The sequence below is a fragment of the Vibrio sp. EJY3 genome (genome assembly GCF_000241385.1).
Lineage (GTDB): Bacteria > Pseudomonadota > Gammaproteobacteria > Enterobacterales > Vibrionaceae > Vibrio > Vibrio natriegens.
In genome coordinates this window covers 545,508-566,462 of sequence record NC_016614.1, presented here as the reverse complement: position 1 = coordinate 566,462, position 20,955 = coordinate 545,508, and the positions used below count along the sequence as shown (strand labels likewise).

Genomic DNA, 20,955 nt, shown 5'->3' with positions numbered 1-20,955 from the left:
TCCTATCTAAGGTGAAGCTGTCATAAAACAACTCATCGGGGCACTTGAGTAAATGCCTATTTAATGCTTGATTCACAGACTCAGTGTGATACTGATTAATTAAATATAATCATAGAAAACAACAGGAAGTATCGATGACTTTAGATGATTGCTTGGAATATATGCGCCAAGGCGGAGTGATTGAAGGCGGTTCTGACATCCACTTACAGTGTTACGAATTAGCGCAGCAAGCGCTTAAAATCACATCAGAGCTGAATGGCAGTTATCACACTTCAGAAGAAATAAGAGAGATCATGTCTGAGCTAACAGGCAAGCCAATACATGATAGCTTTATGATGTTCCCACCGTTCAATACAGATTGCGGCAAGAACATTACCATCGGCAAAAATGTGTTTATTAACTCAGGTTGCTGTTTTCAGGATCACGGTGGTATTACCCTCGGGGATGGTGCGTTAGTCGGTCATAACGTCGTTCTGGCAACGCTTAACCACGACTTAGATCCCCGTAAACGCGGGACAACCATCCCGGCACCGATTGTTATTGGTAATAACGTATGGATTGGAGCAAATGCAACCATACTGCAAGGTGTCACGATTGGTGATGGTGCCGTAGTTGCAGCAGGCGCAGTGGTGAGTAAAGACGTTGCGCCAAACACTGTCGTAGGCGGCGTGCCAGCGAAGTTCATTAAAGAAATAGAACTCGAAGATTAATAACCTTCCAACAATGTAAAGAGCCGAACCCGGCTCTTTACAACTCTCATTAATAATCGAATAAAACAAGCGGTCTTCGTTCTTATCTTAGATTCCACCCAGACCTAATTATTTTTACTTTCTCTTAATTTCCCCAAAATTATTAAATTCAAAAAAACATGTTAATTACTAGATTAAGAGAGTAAATCTATGAGAATCGTTGTTTAATATTATATTTAATGAAAAATAAGGTTGCATATCTGAAACAAAAAAATATTCATAAGTTATTTTAGCACCCTTACTCTAATTTTATTTTAAATTAATAATGACAAATTAATCATTTATGAGTTAAAAATATCTCTATATAACCACAATAAAATCCAATGTTAAAAGAGATAATTAAAAGTGAATAAATTTACATTTAAGGTTGCCGGAGCGTTAGGTTCTATCATAGTCCTCATCGTTTCATTGTTAATATTTTTAGATTTTAATGCTTTTCATGATGAGAGCATTGAGCAACATAAAGATATTTTGCGTTCAAGAAATGAATCTATCGAAATTTCCATCACTGAGAAAATTGAAAGCTATCGTAAAGTTCTATCCTCGTTCGACATCGGGCCAGAAGATACCCAAACGGTTCTCTCTGACCATGCACTCATTCAAACTCAGACTCTTGATAGGAACCTAAAAGACATCAGTGAAGGTGTGTACCTTTTCCGTCGAGATGGCGTTATCTATGATCCTCAAGGTAAGCCGTTTGACTTTAATGTGAAGCAATTAGATCGAAGCTACTGGAAAGCGATCTTTAATCAAAATGAGCAGTTTTATGTGTCTCCTCCATTTATTTCAGCTCGAACTGGGAAAGAAATCATCGCTGTCGCATATAAACTTAACAACAATACGGCTTCTCTGGCGACCATCAACGTGGAGTCCGTGCTAAGTAAATTAACTCAACGTGATGACATGTTCCTTTATTCTCACGATGGCACAATCTTAATTGCACCATATAAAGAGCTACTCGGAAAAAATATTTATACAGAAAGACCACTGTATAAAGAGTTTAGCCAAACATCACCAGAACTTTCTTATACAACAGAAATAAACAATCATGATGTAGAGTTTACTGCATTCTGGGGAAGAATTGATGCAACACAATGGGAATACACCACGTTTATTAAAAACGAAATCATTGAGGCGTCAGCTCATGAACAATTAAACAAATCGATGTTAATTGGTCTATTCAGTCTGATCATATCAATCAGTCTTGTATTAATTATCTTAAAAAGATTAGTACTCATCCCGGTTGGTGGCATTCCAAATGAAATCGCAAACTTTATGGAAACAATGGCAGCAGGCAACCTGACTCAGGAACTGCAAACCACAGGGAAAGAAACGGGTATCTATCTGTCTCTAGTCAACTTGTCTAATAAACTTTCGACAATGATTCGAAACTCTCACTCGATTTCTGAAAATGTCGCATCATCTTCTACTCAATTAAGTACCATTATGAACACGACTCGCGCGAACTCTCAGCTCGAGCTGGAGCAAGCCGAGCAGATTTCCACAGCGATTAATGAGCTGTCTTCAACGTCAAATGAGGTGAGTAATAAAGCAGTGATGGCCGAAGATGCCGCAAGAACCGCACAAGATAGCGTGCAACGTGGTAAGAAAACTCTAGAGCAAAACATAATGCTTACTGGCGATATTAACGATTCAGTTAACGAAAGCGCGAAAATCATTGAAGAACTGCGTCAACATGCATTGGAAATTGGCTCAGTGATCGAAGTCATCAACGGCATTTCAGAACAAACCAACTTATTGGCGTTGAATGCCGCAATCGAAGCGGCCCGTGCTGGAGAACAGGGTCGAGGCTTCGCAGTAGTAGCCGATGAAGTCCGAAACCTTGCTTCAAAAACACAACAGTCAACTGTCAGCATTCAGGAAATCATTGAAAAGCTTCAACAGCAATCTGAAAAAGCAACCTGCAACATGGCTAAGAACGTCGATTTAATAGAAGAGTCTGTCATTCTGGCTGATGGTGTAAAATCTGCGTTTGAATCTATTTCTACTGCCGTTGAATCCATATCAGATATTAATACGCTTGTGGCTACCGCCTCTCAACAGCAGTACTGCGTTACTGAAGAGATTTCGCAAAGTACAACTCACACCTATGACCTGGTGAAGAAAAATGTTGTTGCGGTTGAAGAGACGCTTCAAGCAGCACATGCGTTATCAACAATGGCATCCGATCAGAAAAACGAGCTTTCTTACTTTACCGTTTGAATATGAGACAAATCAAACTCTGTTTTAGACAACGTGGAGCATGAAACTTATCCAATGGGAGGCGCTTCTCCCATTGGGCTATTTAAGCATTATCTTACTCAACGCCAATGGATAAACCTTACTACGTCGCTTGTCGCCTATAAGACACCAAGCCGTGTCGTTAATTTACTTACTGAATGGTAGACACTGGCGCCACATCTCTCCTAAACCAACGTCGACCAAATACGTTAATCACTAACCCCACTGCAATGACGACTACACCTGTTATTTGGTACAAGCTCAGGCTTTCATCTAATAGAATCCATGCGCTAAGCAAGCCAAATACCGGAACCAGCAAAGACAAAGGCGCAACCAAAGCGGTTGGATAACGACTCAGCAGGTAACTCCAGCCTCCATAGCCGACAATAGTCGCCAAAAGTGACAGGTAAACAATTGAAAACAGGTTGTGCCATTGCATGTTTAACAACGAGCTCTTGATAACGTCTGGTCCCTCTATCGAAACAGAGGCAATGGCAAATGCGAAGGTGGGTACTAACGCGCTCCAGACGATCAGGGACATAGTCGGCACGCTGTAGTTTTGCATGATCACTTTATTGGTAATGTTGCCAAGCGCCCAACAAGTTGCAGCACCTAAAATGAGTATCAAGGTCACACCAGTAAGCGATGCAGCACCATCATGTTGCGCTGCAGCAAGTAGGTAAACGCCACAACCAGCGGTCACAACCGCAATAACATTGTGACGCTGCACCTTTTCTTTGAGCAGTAATATTCCAAATCCTAGCGTGATAAATGCCTGTGCCTGTAAAAGAAGTGACGCTAACCCTGCCGCCAAACCAACATTCAGCGCCCAGAAAAGTAACGCAAACTGTCCAAAACTGATGGTTAAGCCATAGGCAACAAGCCATTTTAAAGGCACTTTAGGGCGAGGAATAAAAAGCAACGCAGGAAACGCGACTAAAGCAAAGCGCAATCCCGCCAGTAACAGAGGCGGCATCCCTTGTAGGCCGACTTTGATAACCACAAAATTGACACCCCACACCAATACGATGGTGAGAGCTAATAACCGATCACGTAATGACATTATGCTTCCTTTCAGGCGTCCACCGTGTCACGTAATACGGATAGTTGGCAAAAGCGGCTTACCGATTACCCCTCGGGGGATGAGTTGGATATAGAATCGAACTTCCAGACTGCCTGAAACATGGAATTAACACAAGAGTTGCATATGTTTTACTTCATCCAAAATGAAAAAGAGCCCGCGACAGGCTCTTTTAACGCTACACTAAACACATTCATACACAGAGCATTTATGACATAGCATGAGAGTGATTGTCTTTGTATATTTTGATCCACTGGTAAATGATCACCAATAGGATACAAAGCGCGAGTGCGATACGTGTGGCTCCCAGAATACCCTGCCATCCCCAGGCTTGATAAAACGGCTCTAAGAAAAAGACGCCTAAGCTCGCACCTGAGTAGTAAAACAAACTGTATAGCGCTTGGGCACTGCCTTTAGATTTAGTGGCTTTTCGACCAATCAAGGTACTGGCTTGCGCATGACAGAAAAAGAATCCGACCGATACCATCACCATACCAATGACCATGGTATAGATATTTGACCAGCTCATTAAAAAGTTGGCCATCAACATAATGATTGCACCAAACGCCACGCCAGCAATCTGACTGTGTTTTTTCGCAAACTGACCAGCAAGCGAAGAGCTGGTTGTACCGCCAAGTAACGTTAAAAACATCAAACTACGTACATCGCTAGGCAGGTTGTATGGGTAATCGCTTAACACCATCATCAAATAATTAGAAAGGTTAACAAACGTACCGAATGCCAAACCGATGAGTAGATACAACACCACCAGCTGAGGGTTTTTAAGGTGATAGCCATACGCTTTGAGACATTTCCCCACGCGAAGAGGAGCTGGTTTAAAGTGACGCTGCTTAGGCAATAAACAGTAAATGATGACATAAAGAACCACACTGATACCAGCAATCATATAGCCAGCGTATGCCCAGTTACCCAGTAGTTCCGTGCTGAGTCCACCCATTAAGCGACTGCAGATCCCGCCAAGTGTGTTAGAGGCTACGTAAAAACCGACCGCGCCTGCTAGCCAACTTTTTCTCAGTTCTTCGCCCATAAGCGGTACGGCCAATGCCGGACATACCGCCAAAAACATACCCTGAAGAAAACGTAAGCTTAAGAAAACGTCATAGCTTTTTACCATAGGCAGAGCAAGCGAGACCAAAAGCCCAATAGCGGTCCCTACTAATAACACTTTGCACCGTCCGATAGCGTCAGACAAACTGGCGAAAATCAATAAGCCCAGCCCCATACCAAATAAAGGTGCTGACATCGCTAAGTTTGCAGCCAAAGAGCTAACCTGAAACTCTTTCTGAAGCACAGGCAACAAAGGCTGCAACCAATAAATATTGGCAAAAGTGACGATGGAGAAGAGACAGACACAAATGACGACTCTGCTGTAATGGGCTGATTTTTTCACTGCAAACTACTTTTTCTTGTCAATTAATGAAACTGGTTACAGCGCTAGGGTATCGACCAATTGACAATAAAAAAAATATTTTGTATTTATCAGATCCATAAATAAAATTTATATGCATAGATAAATCGAAGCCGTCATTGTGCGATCTAGGTAAGGATGAGTGGATATGGAATTACGTCAGTTAAGGCACTTTGTTGCCGCCGCAGAGCAGAGCTCTATTTCCGCCGCAGCGAGGTTGATGAACTTAGCGCAACCAGCAATTAGCAGTAGTATCAAGAAGCTGGAGCAGGAACTGAAAACGCCACTGTTTAATCGCAGAGATCGTGGTATTACTTTGACCGTCGCTGGCAATGAGTTTCTTTCGCACGCTAAACAAATCTTAAAACAGGCTGATGATGCCAAACTGGCGATGCAGGCAATGGAAGGACTAGATCAGGGTTTGGTTGACGTTGCCGTACCCAGCATGCTCGGCTCTTACTACTTTCCGCCTCTTGTGATGGCATTCAGGCATCAATATCCGAATATTGATATGAATATCCTCGATACAGGCACGCGTAATATTCGACGAATGTTACTTGAAGGAGAAGTGGAGCTTGGTGTCGTTGCGAGTAAAGATCTCACACCGGAATTAGAAAGCGGCTCGCTTATCCGCGAAGAAATGGTCGTTTGTATGGCCGTCGATCACCCTTTAGCAGAGAAAGAGGTGATTGAGTATTCCGATTTTCTTGCTCACGATTTAGTCCTGTTTCAAAAAGGCTACTATCACCACACCTTAATCGACCTAGTTTCTCAACAAGTTAACATGAAACCGAAAGTCGCGTTTAGCAGTAATTTACTGCCTTTAATCAAAGCAGTAATTCGCCAAGGTTACGCCATTTCACCGATGTGGAAAGTCGCAATAAGAGATGACGATGAGATCGTTACTCGTCCATTTGCCGAAACGTTCGAAATTGACCTAAGTTTGGCCTGGCGTAAAGATAGCTACCTCTCGCGTGCCAATCAGACGTTTCGCGACTTTCTTTTATCTGAAGTCAATAAGAATTAACGACGCTCTAGCGCGACGACTTATATGTGCAAACTGCCCTTTTTTAGCCTGTGCTATCCTTGAATAAAGTATCGCTGATATAAGTAAGCTAGTGATCATGAGCAGTCCATCTGACTTACCATTACATACTCGCTTCTCCCGAAATTCGTTGGGAAAAGATCTGTTTGTTGGCGATATTCATGGTAATTTCGAGCTGTTTATTCATGCGTTAAAGACGCTTCACTTCGACAAATATCGAGACCGTGTATTCTCGGTTGGTGATTTAACCGATCGAGGTGATGACTCTTTACGATGTTTAAACCTCGCGAGAGAAAAGTGGTTCTTTCCCGTCCTGGGAAATCACGACAGCTTTATTTTGGAAAGATTCGATCAAGACCCATACAGAAAGTCCATGTGGATGATGAATGGTGGCGAATGGTGGTTGTCCTTAAAGCAAGCCGAAAAAGAAGCCGCCAGAGAAACCGTTGCGTCTTGCTTTAGCCTGACGCTTAGTGTGGAAGTTAACCAGTGGCGCATCGGTGTACTTCATGCGGAATACCCATTTACTCTGTGGCCACCCGACGAAAAATCCGTAGATAAAGACTCGATTAAGACCATGCTTTGGGGGCGGGATGATATTTTAAGAAGCACAGGTAAGCACATTGATAATGTTGATTTTGTTGTGTCCGGCCATACCCCGTTAAACAGCCCCAAAATGAAGAAAAATAAGTTATTTATTGATACTGGCGCAGGTTACAGTGCGAACAACTTTATTCCTGACCCTCGTATTACTTTGTGTGAGTTCCATCAAGGATCCATCGAAATGCACTCGATCAATATGCATGATGAAAAACGACTTGCGTTCGAGGTTATTTAGACAGCACGAATCATTCATGGATTCAGAAATATTTGTACTGCCTAGTTTGTAAGTGGCTTATAGAGCCAGCCATTTATTAAACCTAACATTACCTAACTTTGTATATTTTTTGACTATGCTTTAAATATCAACTAACTACTTGAAGTCAGAGGCTAGGATGAGAAAGCAGTTACAAGTCGTGGTAACCGGCGGCCCGGGCGGAGGGAAAACTACTGCATTGGATCTCTTTCGCAGAGAACTGAGGGATAAAATTGTGGTTGTTCCTGAGGCAGCCACACTACTTTTCTCTGGTGGTGTCGAACGTTCTGACAACGAACAAAGTACTAAGATGGTACAAAAGACCATTTTTCAACTGCAAAAAAATCTCGAAGACATCTATAAAATCCAGTATCCAGATAGATTATTAGTCTGTGACCGTGGTTCGCTTGATGGACTCGCCTACTGGCCCAATTCAGAAAGTGACTTCTTTAAGCAAATAAACTCTACTTTCGAGCAAGAACTCGAACGCTATGATGCCGTGATCTTTTTTGAGTCTGCTGCTGCATCTGGACAAGACATCAGCAGCAACAATCCAACCAGGAGTGAATCTCTGGAACAAGCAGCAAAATTAGACAAAAAGCTGCAACGAATCTGGTCCAAGCACCCCCACTTTTACTTTGTTGGCAGCTCGGAATCATTTGTTAGAAAAATCATGTTTGGAATCATGACTTTAGAAAATGTGATAAACCGCTACCCTACCCATGCTCTGCAAAGTCAGAAATAGAACCAGCGGCGAAACTATATTTCAGAGATCACGGTGGTTGTAAAATGATGGATAACGATGTCTTCGTCCCAATAATTTTCTGGCCACCCTCCTTTGCGCTTTAACGCACGAACAAACTGTTCAGGGGTCGGCAAAACTTCCCACACAGAAGGAAGAAACACAGCTCGGTGCCATTCATCTTCTAATAACAGCCCATCAATACCGGGACGCAATGTTGCCAGTAAGGTTGCTTCACCATGATTTGTTAGAGGCTTTAAGTTTGATAAGACGGATATATCGACATTCAATCCAGATCGGTCACTCAGTGTAAGAGGTAGGAACCGAGAATCCTGAAAACCGCTGGCATACGCATTTTTACAGACATTAAGCCACAGAGGTTCATTCGCTTCTAATGAACCAATGCAGCCGCGTAACTTGCCGTGATGCTGTAACGTAACAAAACAGGCGGCTGGCTTGAGTAACTCTTTAAGATCTGGCTCTGGCGGTAGCTGTAAACCATTACCTCTTAGTGCTTCATCAAGAACCTGCCAAACCATTTGCAAAAGACGTGTTTTGGCCTCCTGAGTCAATTCAAAACAAGATGAAGCTAGCATAACCAACGACTCCTTCAGACGGCTCTGGAGCGCGATTTTCATGATGGGCCATCACATCTCCTGAATTGGTGTAATTAATACACTTGATCTCCCAGTGTTGTTCCTTGGCGAAGTCGAGCAAGCCATTGATTGCATTACAGCCACAGGCTCGTTCGGGGTGAATGTTGCTACCAAACGACAAAACACGCTGAATGGTATCGGCATCAATCTCATTGGCTTCGCTGTAAGGATGGTAATGACTGAGGTCGCTACTCACGACGATGAGAGTATTGGGTGTTTGAGTCACCGCTTCCAATATTCGCTTAACGTATCCGTGTAAATCGCGTCCCACGACTATTGGTAAAAGCGTGAAATCATTCAGACAATATTGTAGGAAAGGCAACTGCACTTCTAACGAATGTTCCCAATGATGAGCTTGATCTGATGTTGCGACCAGATCTTGTGACAGCAAATCCTCAACACCCTCACGATCTATCATCACCTCTCCCGTTGGGGTAAGAAATACATCACTGTCCGGGACGGCACAGCCATCTAATGCGACATGGTGGCTGGGTCCGAACAATACAACGCGAGAAAACGTATTTTTGCTATTGCTCAACAGGCGAAAAGCCTTAGCCGCTACTTCGCCGGAATAAAAGTAGCCTGCATGGGGCACGATAAGTGCCTTTGGCGCCTCAGTTAGTAGTGCTTGCTCGGCAAAATAACCGTCGAGCTGAGTTATGAGTTCATTTGCTGTTGCGGGATAAAATCTTCCGGCCACCGCGGCTTCCCGATATTTCATTGCATTCCTACTCGTATGGCATCAACTATACTTTTAGTGTAGGTCATTAGAGGGTGAATTCACTATGCAAACCTCTCCTCCCGATTATTTCCCAACTCGCTACTGGCATAAGCTAGAGGACGGTCGCGTATGTTGTGATGTATGCCCACGCAAATGCACACTGCGAGAAGGAAAACGCGGCGCTTGTTTCGTGCGTATGCACCGACAGGGAGAAATCGTCCTGACCAGCTACGGACGTTCCTCAGGTTTTTGCATCGATCCCATTGAGAAAAAGCCGCTCAATCATTTCTATCCCGGCTCCAGTGTTCTGAGCTTTGGGACCGCTGGTTGTAACCTTAGTTGCCAGTTTTGTCAGAATTGGGACATCAGTAAGTCACGCGAATTTGACACCTTATGTGACAACGCTATGCCAGAAGAGCTAGCGAAAACGGCATTGAAATACGGTTGTAAAAGCTTAGCGTTCACCTACAACGACCCAGTTGTGTTTATGGAGTATGCCATCGATGCCGCTATCGCGGCTCGTAATCTTGGTTTGAAAAGTGTTGCGGTCAGCGCAGGTTATATCTGCGAAGAACCGAGAGAAGAGTTCTACCGTCATATGGATGCCGCAAATATCGATTTGAAAGGCTTTACAGAGCATTTCTATCACAAGATATGTCACGGTCACCTACAACCTGTTTTAGAAACCTTGCTGTACTTGAAAAAAGAAACCGACGTATGGTTTGAAATCACCACGTTACTCATTCCTGGTGAAAACGATAGTGATGCTGAACTTAATGCCATGTGCCAGTGGATTTTTGAGAACCTGGGGGCAAATGTGCCACTTCATTTCAGCGCCTTCCATCCGGATTTCAAAATGTTAGACAAAGGCAGAACCCCGCTGAGCACCTTATTGCGAGCCTGGGATATCGCCCTTTCGCACGGATTACACTTTGTCTATTGTGGCAATGTTCACGATCCGGACTCCGATGCCACCTATTGCCCTTCTTGCGGTAAACCGATCATTGAGAGAGATTGGTATCAACTCGGAGAATACCATTTAGACGACACTGGACACTGCAACCACTGTGGCCACAAAATCCCTGGGCGATTTGCAGGACCAAAAGAGAACTTTGGACCTCGACGGATTCCTGTCGCGATTCATCGGCGATGATTAATTTCCCCCAGACAACTAAGATAAGGGAAGCCATGCCACCTCACTTCACCAATTACACGTGCTGAACACTGACGATATTGTTATGATGTCGGCTCTTGTTCAGTCGGATTTACAATAATTTTATGAATTTAGACAGCCGGTTGTCACGCGTACTTCACATCTTGCTTCACTTGGCTCACGAAAATAAACCAATGAGCTCGCAGCACTTTGCTACCATGCTCGGAACCCAGTCTGCCGTCATTCGTAGAACCATGGCTGGTTTGAACAAAGCAGGTTATATAACGTCGACAAAGGGCAAGAACGGCGGCTGGTCTATCAGTTGTGACCTGGAAAAAGTGACACTTCTTGATATTTACCAAGCCATCGGTGAACCCAAAGTATTTTCTATTGGCTTTGATAACCAAAATCCTAACTGCCTTGTCGAGAAGTCGGTAAATACATCGTTAAACGAAGCGCTACAAGAAGCTGAAGCGCTGTTACTAAAACGCCTGTCACAAGTCACCCTCGCCTCTTTGAGTGACGAGTTTACCCGTCAATATACCGAGCACACAGAAGCAACACACTAAAACGAATAAAAGAATACCCAGCTTTGTTTTGTGGTTGATATTCGCACAAACTTTAATGTATCTTTTAATGATACAATTTAAGTTAAGTAAGATCGTTTTATGTTTGAATTATTAAGTACAACGCAAGCAGAAAGCTTGTGGGTCTGTTTTGTGTTAGCCGTTGCTGCATCCAGTATCTCTATCACCATCACGCAAACTGAACTTTTTATCCCGGTCCAGAACCTTGCCAATAAGTGTGGGTATATGATTGGCTACCTGTTTAAGTGCTTCTATTGCTTAAAGCATTGGGTCGTCATTCTTGGTGTCGCGCTCTATCAACCCAGAGTCATTGTGAGTGATTTCGCGTTGGTGGATTGGATTGTTTCCGCCTTTTTTACCATAACGATAAGTAGCTTAGTCAGTGGCGTGATGTTTAACGTTTTTATCAGAGCCATGAACAAAAAGCTAAAGCAAATAGAAGTTCAAGAAGCCTCTCAAAAATAGTTTAGCCACTTTCGAGACAGAGCAAATTCACAAACAACATCGTTGTCGCTCTGCGTTTGCAACTCGCCGTGTTTGGGCCGAACGTCCATGCAGTTTAGTTTAAATTATTTCTACCAGCCGAAGTGGCAACAACCCGTTAATTTCCTTTTTGAGTAAGACAAATTGACTGTTTAATTAGGCACTAAAAAATAGATCACCTGTAAGTGGATTAGTTTTTAACTTGGTAATGTCTTTGTTATTCAAAATGATTTTTCCATTTTTAGCGCATAAGAAACCTGTCAAACTCATTTGGTTAAACTTATGTTTCGTTTTTAACTAGTGTGCAACTTAAATAAACGGATTAGTTTAAGTAGCACGTCAATGACAACGGAGCGACGACGATGAAAGTACTTATTCAATACACGCAAGCAGGTAAATACCGAGATCAGGCATGGGAAACATTAACGCTTAAATCTAAAGGGCAAGTTCAGGCAGTTACCCCAGCATGTGCGGCCCAATTGATTGAACAAAAGAAAGCAAGCTTAGTCACATCTGACGATGATCAGATCATCTTCTTCACCTAATCATCCTCAACATCAATACTTTAAATATCAGGACAAAGAGAAAGCTAGGGAGCAGTTAGAGCGGATCTTGAATCACGCTAGCTGTCTTTCATCCAGCAATTATCCTCGATGAAGGCTAGCTCCTCTTGGTATCCAGAGCTTAGAAGCGGAAAACGTTTATAGGTTTTCGGATCCAAGCTATTGAGTTCGATATGAAACCCCGGAGCCTGACGATCGCGTTTCCATTGATTGCGAAACAGCAACTTGAAAAATTTGACGATATATGTGGCCATGGTTTGGTTGTCTACGCGTTCAAATTCTTCCGTCATTGCATCAAAAATATCCCTTGGTGACATACCGGCTTCTAAGGTCAAAAAAACCATACGATCGAGCACATCATAAGGCATCAAATCCTCTTCATCACTTTGTTCTTCGGGGCGCAACTCCGCCGTTGGACGTTGATTATTGATATAAGAAAGCGCTTCTAGCTTCATGATGTGATTACCAGTGCAATAAAACCCTTTTTGCTCTAGCCATACCAGTAACTTGAGAATTCGGCTTTTAGTGACACCGGAAATAGGTGCGAGGACTCCGGAAGAATCACCATCCATTGTGCAGTAACCTACCGCCCCTTCCGACATGTTGCTCGTTGTCAGCAGCAGTTTATTTTCCAGATTAGCGATGAACCAAATACTTGGAGAGCGCACACGTGCCTGAATATTTTGCAGCGCAATATCATGATCATTCCAATTGAGCTCTAGATTGGTTGCTTTTGATATCATCGACTCGTAATTCTTAACCACCTCGGCAACACTGAGGTTTAGAAATTTCGCACCAAATGACTCCGCTACTTTTTGCGCAGCAGTACGAGTAACGGAACCGCTGTTCGCGCTGGCTTGATACGCAGTTGTCAGCATGTTCGCCATTATTGCTGATGCCGTATCCCTGACGAATTGCTCTAGTTTGTTTGAAGACCCCGCCTGTTTGAATCTACTCCTTTGATCTTCGCTCAAAAATTGACTCAAATGGTCTGGTAGTGGACACTCGTCATCTTTCTCTGTTTTGGTAACCAGCTCCCAAAGTTCCAGGATAACGGATGTATAAACAGCACTAGCGACCAAAGCAGAGTCTGCTCCGCCACTTAATGAAAGCGCGTAGCCACCAGTATGTGTCTTTCTCAGCCAATCACGTAAACCTATTGCTATCGCACGCAAAGCTTCTTCATGTTCCAGATATTCACTGTCTTCCCAAGGCTGATTTAGCGGCGGTACATGCAACTTGGGAGAGTTAAGAGATTTACCGAGTGTGACTTTGACGACAGCCTCTGTATCAAAGTCATGTTCCTCATAATAGCGTTGACTACTATTGATTTGGCCAATCCTGCTGCGGGACAAGTCGACATCGGCTGTCACAACCTCCACATCACTCATGTGAAAACGTTCGCCTTTGGCAACCAAACTGCCATCAACTGCAATCATCACACCAGCATCATAAATTGCCCTGCCAGATTCACACCCTGATAGGTTGGAATACACATAACAGGCCGAATATACGCGGCTTGACTCTTCCACCAGCCGCTTACGAGTGAGCGATTTACCTATCGCAAAGTGACTAGCACTTGGATTTGCAATGACTTCCACGCCCTGATTAAAGAAGCGTTCCGAAGTGCGGTCGGCAACCCAGGCATCCTCGCAGATTTCAAAGCCAACTTTGACACCGTTAACGCTGTAAACCAGATTGCCAACACGCACAGGTGGTGTCCCCTCTTTGAGTACCACCGTCGCGTTTTTATCTCGAGTCCATGGCGTAAACCAACGTTGCTCATAATGAAGACCATTCGCAGCTAAATTCCGCTTTAGAGAGATACCTTGAATGCCCTCATGCGTAACCAGCGCAACACCATTGTAAACCCGATTGTTAATCATCACGGGTAAGCCAACGGATACCGCCATGCTATTGGGAATCGACTGCGTTAGGTCAGAGACACTTTTCAGTGCGCGCTCAGAGACATGAGGACTATGGAAAAAATCTTCACAGCCATAACCAGAAATACACAACTCTGGCGTAATAAGCAGTTCGGCTCCAGCTTGATGTGCAATCTTAATTGCTTTTTGAATGTTAAGCAGGTTTGCACTCCAGTTCATTGGAGTCTGGTTTAGTGAGCATGAGCTAATACGCAGTTTCTTCACAATACTTCCTTTCCTCAACTTCTGGCCTTAAGCCGATACTCAGTAAGTATTAGTGATTGAAACGAAAATGAGCAAATGTAGCTTCCTGCAACAGCAATCTTGACAATTTTTCATAAACAAAAAGCCCCATATTTAGACTTACAATATGGGGCTTTTTGTTGTTGAGTTCTTGTCAGATTATGCAAGCGACTCTACTGATTTTGTTTTACCACTTTTGATTTTTACCGCGACGATAACCGCCGCAAGCACAGCAATTGGTACTAGTGGATCAATGATAGTGCCACCTTTACCAAACACTAAGTTTAATACCATGATGATTGATGCACCGATAGCCCATGCAATCGTTGACGATACAGACCAAATCTTCAATTGATCCGTTAACTCAGTGATACCAAGCGTACGGTTGATGATGTGGAAGTAAGAGTCATTTAGGTGAGAGAAACCTACAGGACCTACCGCACACGCCAACGCTACGAAAACAGGGTCTAGACCTAATGTTTCTACAAGAGGCAGAGTCATTGTCGCAGCAACCATCATAGACGCAGTTGCAGAGCCCTGGATTAGACGAAGCATTGAAGCAATTGCCAATGGAACTAATAGTGGTGGAATACCACTGCTTGCGATAGCTTCAGCAACTTGTGGACCCGCACCAGACGCTTTTAATACTGCACCCATTGCACCACCACAACCTGTTACTACAAGGATCAAACCCGTTGTCGATAAGGCATCGTCCATTGAGCCAACCATATCTTTACGTTCAATCTTACGAGTCAGGCCATAAAGCGCCATTAGAACACCCAGACCAACTGCAACTACAGGGTTACCCAGTAGAGAAAGAACTGTATGTAATGCTGAATCACCTTTACCTACTAACGTATTGATTAGAATAAGTGCGATAGGGATAAGGATAGGACCGAACGATAAGAAGTTACCAGGTAATTCTTTGTCATCTGTCGCTTTTACTTTTTCAAGGTTCGCCCAATCCGCTTGATTCGTAATCCAAGATTCGCCATTTGGAACTCGGTAGTATTCATTACCTACGCGGCGGATGTAGATCATCGATAGCAGCATCATTGGGATTGATACCATTAAGCCCCAAAGCATGTATTCCCCAAGGTCGACACCGAGAATACCAGCAACAGCCACTGGACCTGGTGTTGGCGGAACAAGTGCGTGAGTAATCAACAAGCCTAGAGCAAGAGTGACGCCTAAGCCAACCGCTGATTTACCCGTATCTCGTGAAATTGCGCGGACAAGAGAGTGCAAAATGATGTACGCAGAGTCACAGAATACAGGGATTGCCACGAGAACGCCGGTGAAACCAAGCGCGAGATCCTCACGGCCTTTACCACAAATTTTTACGAAGGTTTTCGCCATGCGAACCGCAGCGCCAGAGCGTTCAAAACACGCGCCCATGATCACGCCAAATGCGATGATTAGGCCGATACCGCCCAGTACGCCACCAAAGCCAGCTTTAATCGCGTTAATTAGATCGGTTGGGGCCATTCCAGCAAACAAGCCCATAATGATACTGGCAATAACCATTGCGAGTGCTACTGGGATACGTGTTTTTACTATCATCCCCATCATGGCAATGATGCCAATCACAATTCCTATTAATGCTCCGTCCATTTTTGTTTCCTTTGTCTCGTGTGTAGGGTTTGTGCTATGGGCAATCAAGTTATGCCCAAAGCACTTATTGTTATTTATGACACTTAATCTTTTTGATTAAGTTATCTTTATTTTTCATCTCGCTTTGCTCAGCAAAGCCCTCTTATATCTTTATTCTTTATTCTTTATTCTTTATTCTTTATTCTTTATTCTTTACAGGTACGGCTTAACCCAATCGAGTCCTTCCTCAGTTGTGTTTCTTGGGTTGTATTCACAACCGATCCAGCCCTGATAACCTGAGTCGTCTAAAACATCGAACAGATGCGGATAGTTCAGTTCTCCTTCAGAAGGCTCGTGTCTTTCTGGGACTGACGCGATTTGAATATGACCCGTGTACGGCGCAACCTCACGGATAAGCGTGCTTAAATCTCCGTCCATAATTTGTGCGTGGTAAAGGTCCAGTTGCAGCTTCACATTTGGTCGGTTGACTTGCTTAATTAACTCAACAGCTTCACGCTGGTGAGCGATGAAGTAGTTGGGAACGTCACGGCTATTTAACGGCTCGATCATGAGCTCAATGCCATGCTCAGCAAACTTGTCTGCTGCATAACGAACGTTGGCGATAAACGTTTCTACATGTTGCTCGCGAGTAAATTGCTTATCAACGATGCCAGACATCGCGTGTACCTTTTTGCAATTCAGCTTGTCGGCATACATTAACGCGGTGTCAACACTGGCTTTAAACTCATCTTCGCGGCCAGGGATTGCAGCAAAGCCTTTTTCGCCAGCATCCCAGTCACCAGGAGGCATGTTGAACAGGGCTTGTTCGAATCCAAATTGCTGCATTTTGTCTGCCAGATCCTGCGCTTCATAAGCGTAAGGAAAAAGGTATTCCACCGCTTTGAAACCCGCCTGGTGTGCTTTTTCAAAACGTTCCAGAAATGGTACTTCTGTAAATAACAGAGTGAGATTTGCTGCAAATTTAGCCATTATTTACCTCTCCCTTTTAGATCTTGGACTTCGGCATCTGTTAAGTAACGGATCTTGCTGTCTTTAAGAATGAAAGCCAGTTTCGCGGTTTCTTCGAGCTCTTCTGCATTATCTACAGCATCTTCAAAGTCAGTGCCCGTGACGACAGGCCCATGATTCGCAAGTAAGAATGCTCGATAGTCGCTGGCTCGTTGTGACAATTCCTCTGCAATTTGTGGGTCACCCGGACGTAGGTAAGGGATAACCGGTAGCTCCCCAATGCGCATCACATAATATGGAGTAAACGCTTTTATTGCGTTGTCACGATCCAGCCCTTCCAGACACGACAGTGCGGTTAAGTAAGTCGAGTGAAGGTGCACAATCGCGTTACACTCAGAGTTGTTACGGTAAATTGCCAGATGGAACGCCACCTCTTTTGAAGGTTTCTTACCTGAGATGTGATTACCATCGATATCCACTACGGATAACTCTTCTGCTACAAGGCGGCCAAATGAAGAACCCGTCGGTGTTGCCAGAAAGTGGCCATTGGGTAATTTTATCGACAGGTTACCAGCACCACCGGTGGCGTAGCCGCGCTCAAACATAGAGCGCGCCAGTGTTACCATTTGTTCTCGAAGCTGTTGCTCCGTCTTAGAGTTGTTGCTCATTCGTACCTCACTCATGCAAAGAATGATTGGGCTTTAGCGAAAAAGTTTTCGTCGCCAAAGTTGCCAGATTTAAGTGCCAGTGAAAGCTCACCTTCTACCGACTTAACCCAAGGAACACCTGGTGTGATTTGAGGGCCAATATGGAAACCTTTAACTTTCAGGCTTTGAGTAACGACACCCGAGGTTTCCCCTCCCGCGACAATAAAGTTCTTCACGCCATTTGCTTGAAGTTTGACGGCGAGTTGGCTGAAGAACTGCTCTACCGCGTGACTTGAAGCCTGAGCGCCATATTGCTCTTGAATCGCTTTCAGAGCGCTCGCATCCGCGGTCGCGTAAACTAAAGGTGCGAATTCACTTGCGATATTTGTCATGACCCAATCGAAAACGACATCCGAGTAATCCTCAGTAGTCAGACAGGCCTCAACATCGATAGCAAAATGAGGGGCTTGTTGCTTATAGACCGAAACTTGTTGATTGGTCATCACAGAGCATGAGCCAGAAAATACCACCGTCGGTGCTTTCGCCGGTTTACCTTCTTGTTTGGCATTGCTCTGATCTTCGAGCTGTTCAGCCCAGTTTTTAGCAAGCCCGGCTGCCAGGCCTGAACCACCAGTAATAAGTTTTAGCGATTTAGCCGCTTCTCCCAGAGTAACCAGATGCTGGGCGTTGAATGCATCGACTACGGCGTAACGATGACCTTGCTCTTTAAGTTGAGTAAAACGCTGAGTAACGGCTTGTGAACCTTGTTCAATCGTTTGGAAGTTAACCAAGCCGGTTGTACCTTTTGATTGAGCATTCATCATGCGGATCAGGCTTGAATCGGTCATTGGTGTCACTGGGTGATTACGCATACCAGAGTCACTTAGCAGATCTTCGAACACAAACAGATGCCCGTTGTAGACCGTACGACCATTTACTGGCAGAGCAGGACAAACGATCGTGAAGTCTTCCCCAAGTTCAGCCAGTAATGCGTCAGTAACAGGGCCAATATTGCCTTCTGCTGTGCTGTCAAATGTTGAGCAGTACTTGAAATAGAACTGCTGACAACCTTGTTCTTGTAACCACTGAAGTGCAGCGACAGAGTCTTGGATTGCTTCGTCAACAGGGCATGAGCGAGATTTCAGACTGATCACAACCGCATCCGCGTTTACGTCAATCTCCGTTGCTGGGATTCCGTTTAATTGCACAGTTCGCATGCCGTTTTCAACCAGAAAACCTGCAATATCGGTTGCGCCAGTAAAGTCATCCGCGATAACGCCTAATAACATATTTACTTCTCCACTCCAGTACGCTTATTTATCTACGCCAGGTAATTCAATGCCATCAAAAATCTTGATCACCGCACTGTCGTCTTCCTGACCAAAACCAGCGTTGCTTGCGCTGACAAACATGTTTAGTGCTGCACTAGACAACGCCAGTGGAAATTTAAGATCTTTCGCTGTCTCAGACACAAGGTTGAGATCCTTAACAAAGATATCGACCATCGATTTTGGTGAATAATCGCCATCGACCACATGCTTCATACGGTTCTCGAACATCCAAGAGTTACCCGCAGCGTTTGTGACCACGTCGTACATAAGATCCAGAGGGATATTTGCGCGGGCCGCGAGTGCCATGGCTTCTGCGCCGGCAGCAATGTGAACGCCAGCTAATAACTGGTGGATAATCTTCACTGTCGCGCCGAGGCCAATCGCTTCACCAATGTTGTAAACTTTTGCTGCTGTGGCTTTGAGGACGGGCTCGAGTGCATCAAATGTACTTTGAGCACCAGATGCCATGATGGTCATTTCACCCGCTTCTGCTTTCACTGCACCACCAGATACTGGCGCATCCAGCATCACCAGATTGTGCTCTGCAAGTTTTGCTTCTATTTGCTTGGCAGCATCCGCAGAAATCGTTGCTGAGACCATTACTGGCGTGTTCGGTTTTAATGAAGCTGCAAGACCTGTTTGAAATAATACGGTATTTACTTGTTGTGCATTCACGACAAGGACCAGAACAGAATCCAACTTATCAGCAAACTCCACCGCATTGGTTGAAACGGCTTTTGCGCCAAATTCCGCTAACTCTTCAAGAGCTTGAGGATTTAAATCAAAACCATAAACATCAAGACCCGCACGCACACAAGATTTTGCTGCGCCCATACCCATTGATCCTAAACCGATCACACCGACAGATTGAACTTCACTCATAGTAACAATGCCTTCTTGGTAAATATTGAACTGAATTTTGTTAATTCTTGTTTATTGGTTGTGATTATATGTGAAGGTTAACATCTGGACTCCGCTCTAAGTCACATTTTTAACAAATATTAACATTTAACTGATATTTCACTCGTTATAAGTGTAGTAACACCGTTGTTTTGAGTGAGTTCACATCCTTAACACTGTTAACGCAACATATGTTCACAGATATTCACAAAATAGAGAAAGGTTGTTAGGATACTGAAAAACAAGAACATGAAGTGAAATAATGATTCCAGCAGAACGTCAAAGAACAATTTTGTCCCTTCTATCACACCAAGAAGTCCTCAGTATCTCTGATTTAACAGAGCATCTCGGTGTGTCACATATGACGATTCGTCGTGATATTGTGAAACTAGAGTCTTCGGGAAAAGTGGTCTCTGTTTCCGGCGGGGTGCAGCTTGCTCAGGTGCTGCATAGTGAGTTGTCACACGATGCGAAAGTAGAACAACAGGCTGATGAAAAGGCGCACATTGCTCAAATTGCCGCGACGTTAATTGATAAAGATGCCACAGTATATTTGGATGCAGGCACAACAGCGTTAAGTATTGCCCATCGAATCGTCGACCGGGATGATCTGCTGGTGATCACTAATGACTTTTCGATAGCGGCTTACCTAATGACCCATAGTCAATGTGAGCTATACCATACAGGTGGAAAGGTTGATCGCGAAAACCAATCGAGTATTGGCGGAAAGGTTGCTGAATTCCTTGCGGGAATGAACATTGATATCGCCTTTATATCGTCTTCTTCTTGGAGTTTAAAAGGATTATCTACACCCAATGAAGGCAAAGTGTGGGTTAAAAAAGCCATAGCAAAAGCGGCGCAAACAAACTACCTGATTTCCGACTCTACCAAATATGGTCGCGTCGGTAGTTTCCACGCGTTAGATATTGAGGAGTTTGATGGTATCATCACCGATCTGAACCTATCGCAAGTCGTTAAAGTAGAGCTTATGGATAAAGGTTTGACCGTGCTTGATAAATTACCCTCTCAGGGCTGATAAAA

The 20,955-nt window shown here is 44.0% G+C and carries 20 protein-coding genes; 10 read left to right on the top strand and 10 right to left on the bottom strand.

What is annotated here, in order from left to right; all coding sequences use genetic code 11:
• The first annotated feature begins 134 nt into the window (after positions 1–134).
• Positions 135–710 (top strand): DapH/DapD/GlmU-related protein, encoded by a 576-nt coding sequence (locus VEJY3_RS26150; RefSeq protein WP_014233935.1) that lies wholly within the window; start codon positions 135–137, stop codon positions 708–710.
• Between the two features lie 384 nt (positions 711–1,094).
• The gene (locus VEJY3_RS25735) at positions 1,095–2,972 is read left to right on the top strand and encodes a methyl-accepting chemotaxis protein (protein ID WP_014233934.1); all 1,878 of its coding nucleotides are present in this window, start codon (positions 1,095–1,097) and stop codon (positions 2,970–2,972) included.
• Positions 2,973–3,141: 169 nt separating this feature from the next.
• Here VEJY3_RS25735 and VEJY3_RS18465 read toward each other — a convergent pair whose 3' ends face one another.
• Together VEJY3_RS18465 and VEJY3_RS18460 are read right to left on the bottom strand one after the other, a co-directional pair.
• A complete protein-coding gene (locus tag VEJY3_RS18465) occupies positions 3,142–4,053 on the bottom strand; it encodes an O-acetylserine/cysteine exporter (protein WP_014233933.1) in 912 nt (303 codons plus the stop codon).
• Between the two features lie 226 nt (positions 4,054–4,279).
• Positions 4,280–5,482, bottom strand: a complete 1,203-nt coding sequence (locus tag VEJY3_RS18460; protein WP_014233932.1) for an MFS transporter — start codon at positions 5,480–5,482, stop codon at positions 4,280–4,282.
• Between the two features lie 166 nt (positions 5,483–5,648).
• Between VEJY3_RS18460 and VEJY3_RS18455 the strand changes: the two genes are divergently transcribed.
• The 3 genes from VEJY3_RS18455 to VEJY3_RS18445 all read left to right on the top strand — a co-directional run bounded on the left by VEJY3_RS18455 (position 5,649) and on the right by VEJY3_RS18445 (position 8,146).
• Positions 5,649–6,527, top strand: coding sequence for a LysR family transcriptional regulator (locus VEJY3_RS18455; RefSeq protein WP_014233931.1), 879 nt, complete (start codon positions 5,649–5,651; stop codon positions 6,525–6,527).
• A 97-nt stretch (positions 6,528–6,624) separates the two neighbouring features.
• Positions 6,625–7,383, top strand: a complete 759-nt coding sequence (locus VEJY3_RS18450; protein WP_014233930.1) for a metallophosphoesterase — start codon at positions 6,625–6,627, stop codon at positions 7,381–7,383.
• 157 nt (positions 7,384–7,540) lie between these two features.
• Entirely contained in the window at positions 7,541–8,146 is a 606-nt protein-coding gene (locus VEJY3_RS18445; RefSeq protein WP_014233929.1) for an AAA family ATPase, read from the top strand.
• Positions 8,147–8,160: 14 nt separating this feature from the next.
• On the opposite strand, the gene amrA is transcribed toward VEJY3_RS18445, so the two are convergent.
• Positions 8,161–8,739: an AmmeMemoRadiSam system protein A gene (gene amrA, locus VEJY3_RS18440; protein ID WP_014233928.1), complete on the bottom strand. Its 579-nt coding sequence runs from the start codon at positions 8,737–8,739 to the stop codon at positions 8,161–8,163.
• Positions 8,717–9,520: an AmmeMemoRadiSam system protein B gene (gene amrB / locus VEJY3_RS18435; protein WP_014233927.1), complete on the bottom strand. Its 804-nt coding sequence runs from the start codon at positions 9,518–9,520 to the stop codon at positions 8,717–8,719. Before amrB ends, amrA begins: the two co-directional genes overlap by 23 nt.
• 64 nt (positions 9,521–9,584) lie before the next feature.
• On the opposite strand from amrB, the gene amrS reads away from it, so the two are divergent.
• The 4 genes from amrS to VEJY3_RS18415 all read left to right on the top strand — a co-directional run bounded on the left by amrS (position 9,585) and on the right by VEJY3_RS18415 (position 12,288).
• Entirely contained in the window at positions 9,585–10,673 is a 1,089-nt protein-coding gene (amrS, locus tag VEJY3_RS18430; RefSeq protein ID WP_041170391.1) for an AmmeMemoRadiSam system radical SAM enzyme, read from the top strand.
• Positions 10,674–10,798: 125 nt separating this feature from the next.
• Positions 10,799–11,242, top strand: a complete 444-nt coding sequence (locus tag VEJY3_RS18425; RefSeq protein WP_049794675.1) for an Rrf2 family transcriptional regulator — start codon at positions 10,799–10,801, stop codon at positions 11,240–11,242.
• A 99-nt stretch (positions 11,243–11,341) separates the two neighbouring features.
• Complete coding sequence (locus VEJY3_RS18420) at positions 11,342–11,725, top strand: hypothetical protein (protein WP_014233924.1); 384 nt, start codon at positions 11,342–11,344, stop codon at positions 11,723–11,725.
• A gap of 380 nt (positions 11,726–12,105) precedes the next feature.
• Complete coding sequence (locus VEJY3_RS18415; protein ID WP_014233923.1) at positions 12,106–12,288, top strand: hypothetical protein; 183 nt, start codon at positions 12,106–12,108, stop codon at positions 12,286–12,288.
• 77 nt (positions 12,289–12,365) lie between these two features.
• Here the strand turns inward: VEJY3_RS18415 and nadE are convergent, their stop codons facing one another.
• From nadE to ltnD, 6 genes are all read right to left on the bottom strand, one after another.
• The gene (gene nadE / locus VEJY3_RS18410) at positions 12,366–14,456 is read right to left on the bottom strand and encodes an NAD(+) synthase (RefSeq protein ID WP_014233922.1); all 2,091 of its coding nucleotides are present in this window, start codon (positions 14,454–14,456) and stop codon (positions 12,366–12,368) included.
• Positions 14,457–14,633: 177 nt separating this feature from the next.
• On the bottom strand, positions 14,634–16,088 hold the full coding sequence (locus VEJY3_RS18405; RefSeq protein WP_014233921.1) for a GntP family permease: 1,455 nt from the start codon (positions 16,086–16,088) through the stop codon (positions 14,634–14,636).
• A 192-nt stretch (positions 16,089–16,280) separates the two neighbouring features.
• A complete protein-coding gene (otnI, locus tag VEJY3_RS18400; RefSeq protein ID WP_014233920.1) occupies positions 16,281–17,057 on the bottom strand; it encodes a 2-oxo-tetronate isomerase in 777 nt (258 codons plus the stop codon).
• The gene (locus VEJY3_RS18395; protein WP_014233919.1) at positions 17,057–17,704 is read right to left on the bottom strand and encodes an aldolase; all 648 of its coding nucleotides are present in this window, start codon (positions 17,702–17,704) and stop codon (positions 17,057–17,059) included. Before VEJY3_RS18395 ends, otnI begins: the two co-directional genes overlap by 1 nt.
• A gap of 11 nt (positions 17,705–17,715) precedes the next feature.
• On the bottom strand, positions 17,716–18,972 hold the full coding sequence (gene otnK / locus VEJY3_RS18390; protein WP_014233918.1) for a 3-oxo-tetronate kinase: 1,257 nt from the start codon (positions 18,970–18,972) through the stop codon (positions 17,716–17,718).
• Between the two features lie 24 nt (positions 18,973–18,996).
• Complete coding sequence (ltnD, locus tag VEJY3_RS18385; protein WP_014233917.1) at positions 18,997–19,896, bottom strand: L-threonate dehydrogenase; 900 nt, start codon at positions 19,894–19,896, stop codon at positions 18,997–18,999.
• 280 nt (positions 19,897–20,176) lie between these two features.
• Here ltnD and VEJY3_RS18380 point away from each other — a divergent pair, with 280 nt between their 5' ends.
• Positions 20,177–20,950, top strand: a complete 774-nt coding sequence (locus VEJY3_RS18380) for a DeoR/GlpR family DNA-binding transcription regulator (protein WP_014233916.1) — start codon at positions 20,177–20,179, stop codon at positions 20,948–20,950.
• Positions 20,951–20,955: the final 5 nt, after the last annotated feature.

Excerpts from the sequence above, each read along its gene's own strand:
- VEJY3_RS26150 (WP_014233935.1), top strand. The coding sequence starts at position 135 with ATGACTTTAGATGATTGCTTGGAATATATGCGCCAAGGCGGAGTGATT.
- VEJY3_RS18465 (WP_014233933.1), bottom strand. The coding sequence starts at position 4,053 with ATGTCATTACGTGATCGGTTATTAGCTCTCACCATCGTATTGGTGTGG.
- VEJY3_RS18455 (WP_014233931.1), top strand. The coding sequence starts at position 5,649 with ATGGAATTACGTCAGTTAAGGCACTTTGTTGCCGCCGCAGAGCAGAGC.
- VEJY3_RS18450 (WP_014233930.1), top strand. The coding sequence starts at position 6,625 with ATGAGCAGTCCATCTGACTTACCATTACATACTCGCTTCTCCCGAAAT.
- VEJY3_RS18445 (WP_014233929.1), top strand. The coding sequence starts at position 7,541 with ATGAGAAAGCAGTTACAAGTCGTGGTAACCGGCGGCCCGGGCGGAGGG.
- amrA (WP_014233928.1), bottom strand. The coding sequence starts at position 8,739 with ATGCTAGCTTCATCTTGTTTTGAATTGACTCAGGAGGCCAAAACACGT.
- amrB (WP_014233927.1), bottom strand. The coding sequence starts at position 9,520 with ATGAAATATCGGGAAGCCGCGGTGGCCGGAAGATTTTATCCCGCAACA.
- amrS (WP_041170391.1), top strand. The coding sequence starts at position 9,585 with ATGCAAACCTCTCCTCCCGATTATTTCCCAACTCGCTACTGGCATAAG.
- VEJY3_RS18425 (WP_049794675.1), top strand. The coding sequence starts at position 10,799 with ATGAATTTAGACAGCCGGTTGTCACGCGTACTTCACATCTTGCTTCAC.
- VEJY3_RS18420 (WP_014233924.1), top strand. The coding sequence starts at position 11,342 with ATGTTTGAATTATTAAGTACAACGCAAGCAGAAAGCTTGTGGGTCTGT.
- VEJY3_RS18415 (WP_014233923.1), top strand. The coding sequence starts at position 12,106 with ATGAAAGTACTTATTCAATACACGCAAGCAGGTAAATACCGAGATCAG.
- VEJY3_RS18405 (WP_014233921.1), bottom strand. The coding sequence starts at position 16,088 with ATGGACGGAGCATTAATAGGAATTGTGATTGGCATCATTGCCATGATG.
- otnI (WP_014233920.1), bottom strand. The coding sequence starts at position 17,057 with ATGGCTAAATTTGCAGCAAATCTCACTCTGTTATTTACAGAAGTACCA.
- VEJY3_RS18395 (WP_014233919.1), bottom strand. The coding sequence starts at position 17,704 with ATGAGCAACAACTCTAAGACGGAGCAACAGCTTCGAGAACAAATGGTA.
- otnK (WP_014233918.1), bottom strand. The coding sequence starts at position 18,972 with ATGTTATTAGGCGTTATCGCGGATGACTTTACTGGCGCAACCGATATT.
- ltnD (WP_014233917.1), bottom strand. The coding sequence starts at position 19,896 with ATGAGTGAAGTTCAATCTGTCGGTGTGATCGGTTTAGGATCAATGGGT.
- VEJY3_RS18380 (WP_014233916.1), top strand. The coding sequence starts at position 20,177 with ATGATTCCAGCAGAACGTCAAAGAACAATTTTGTCCCTTCTATCACAC.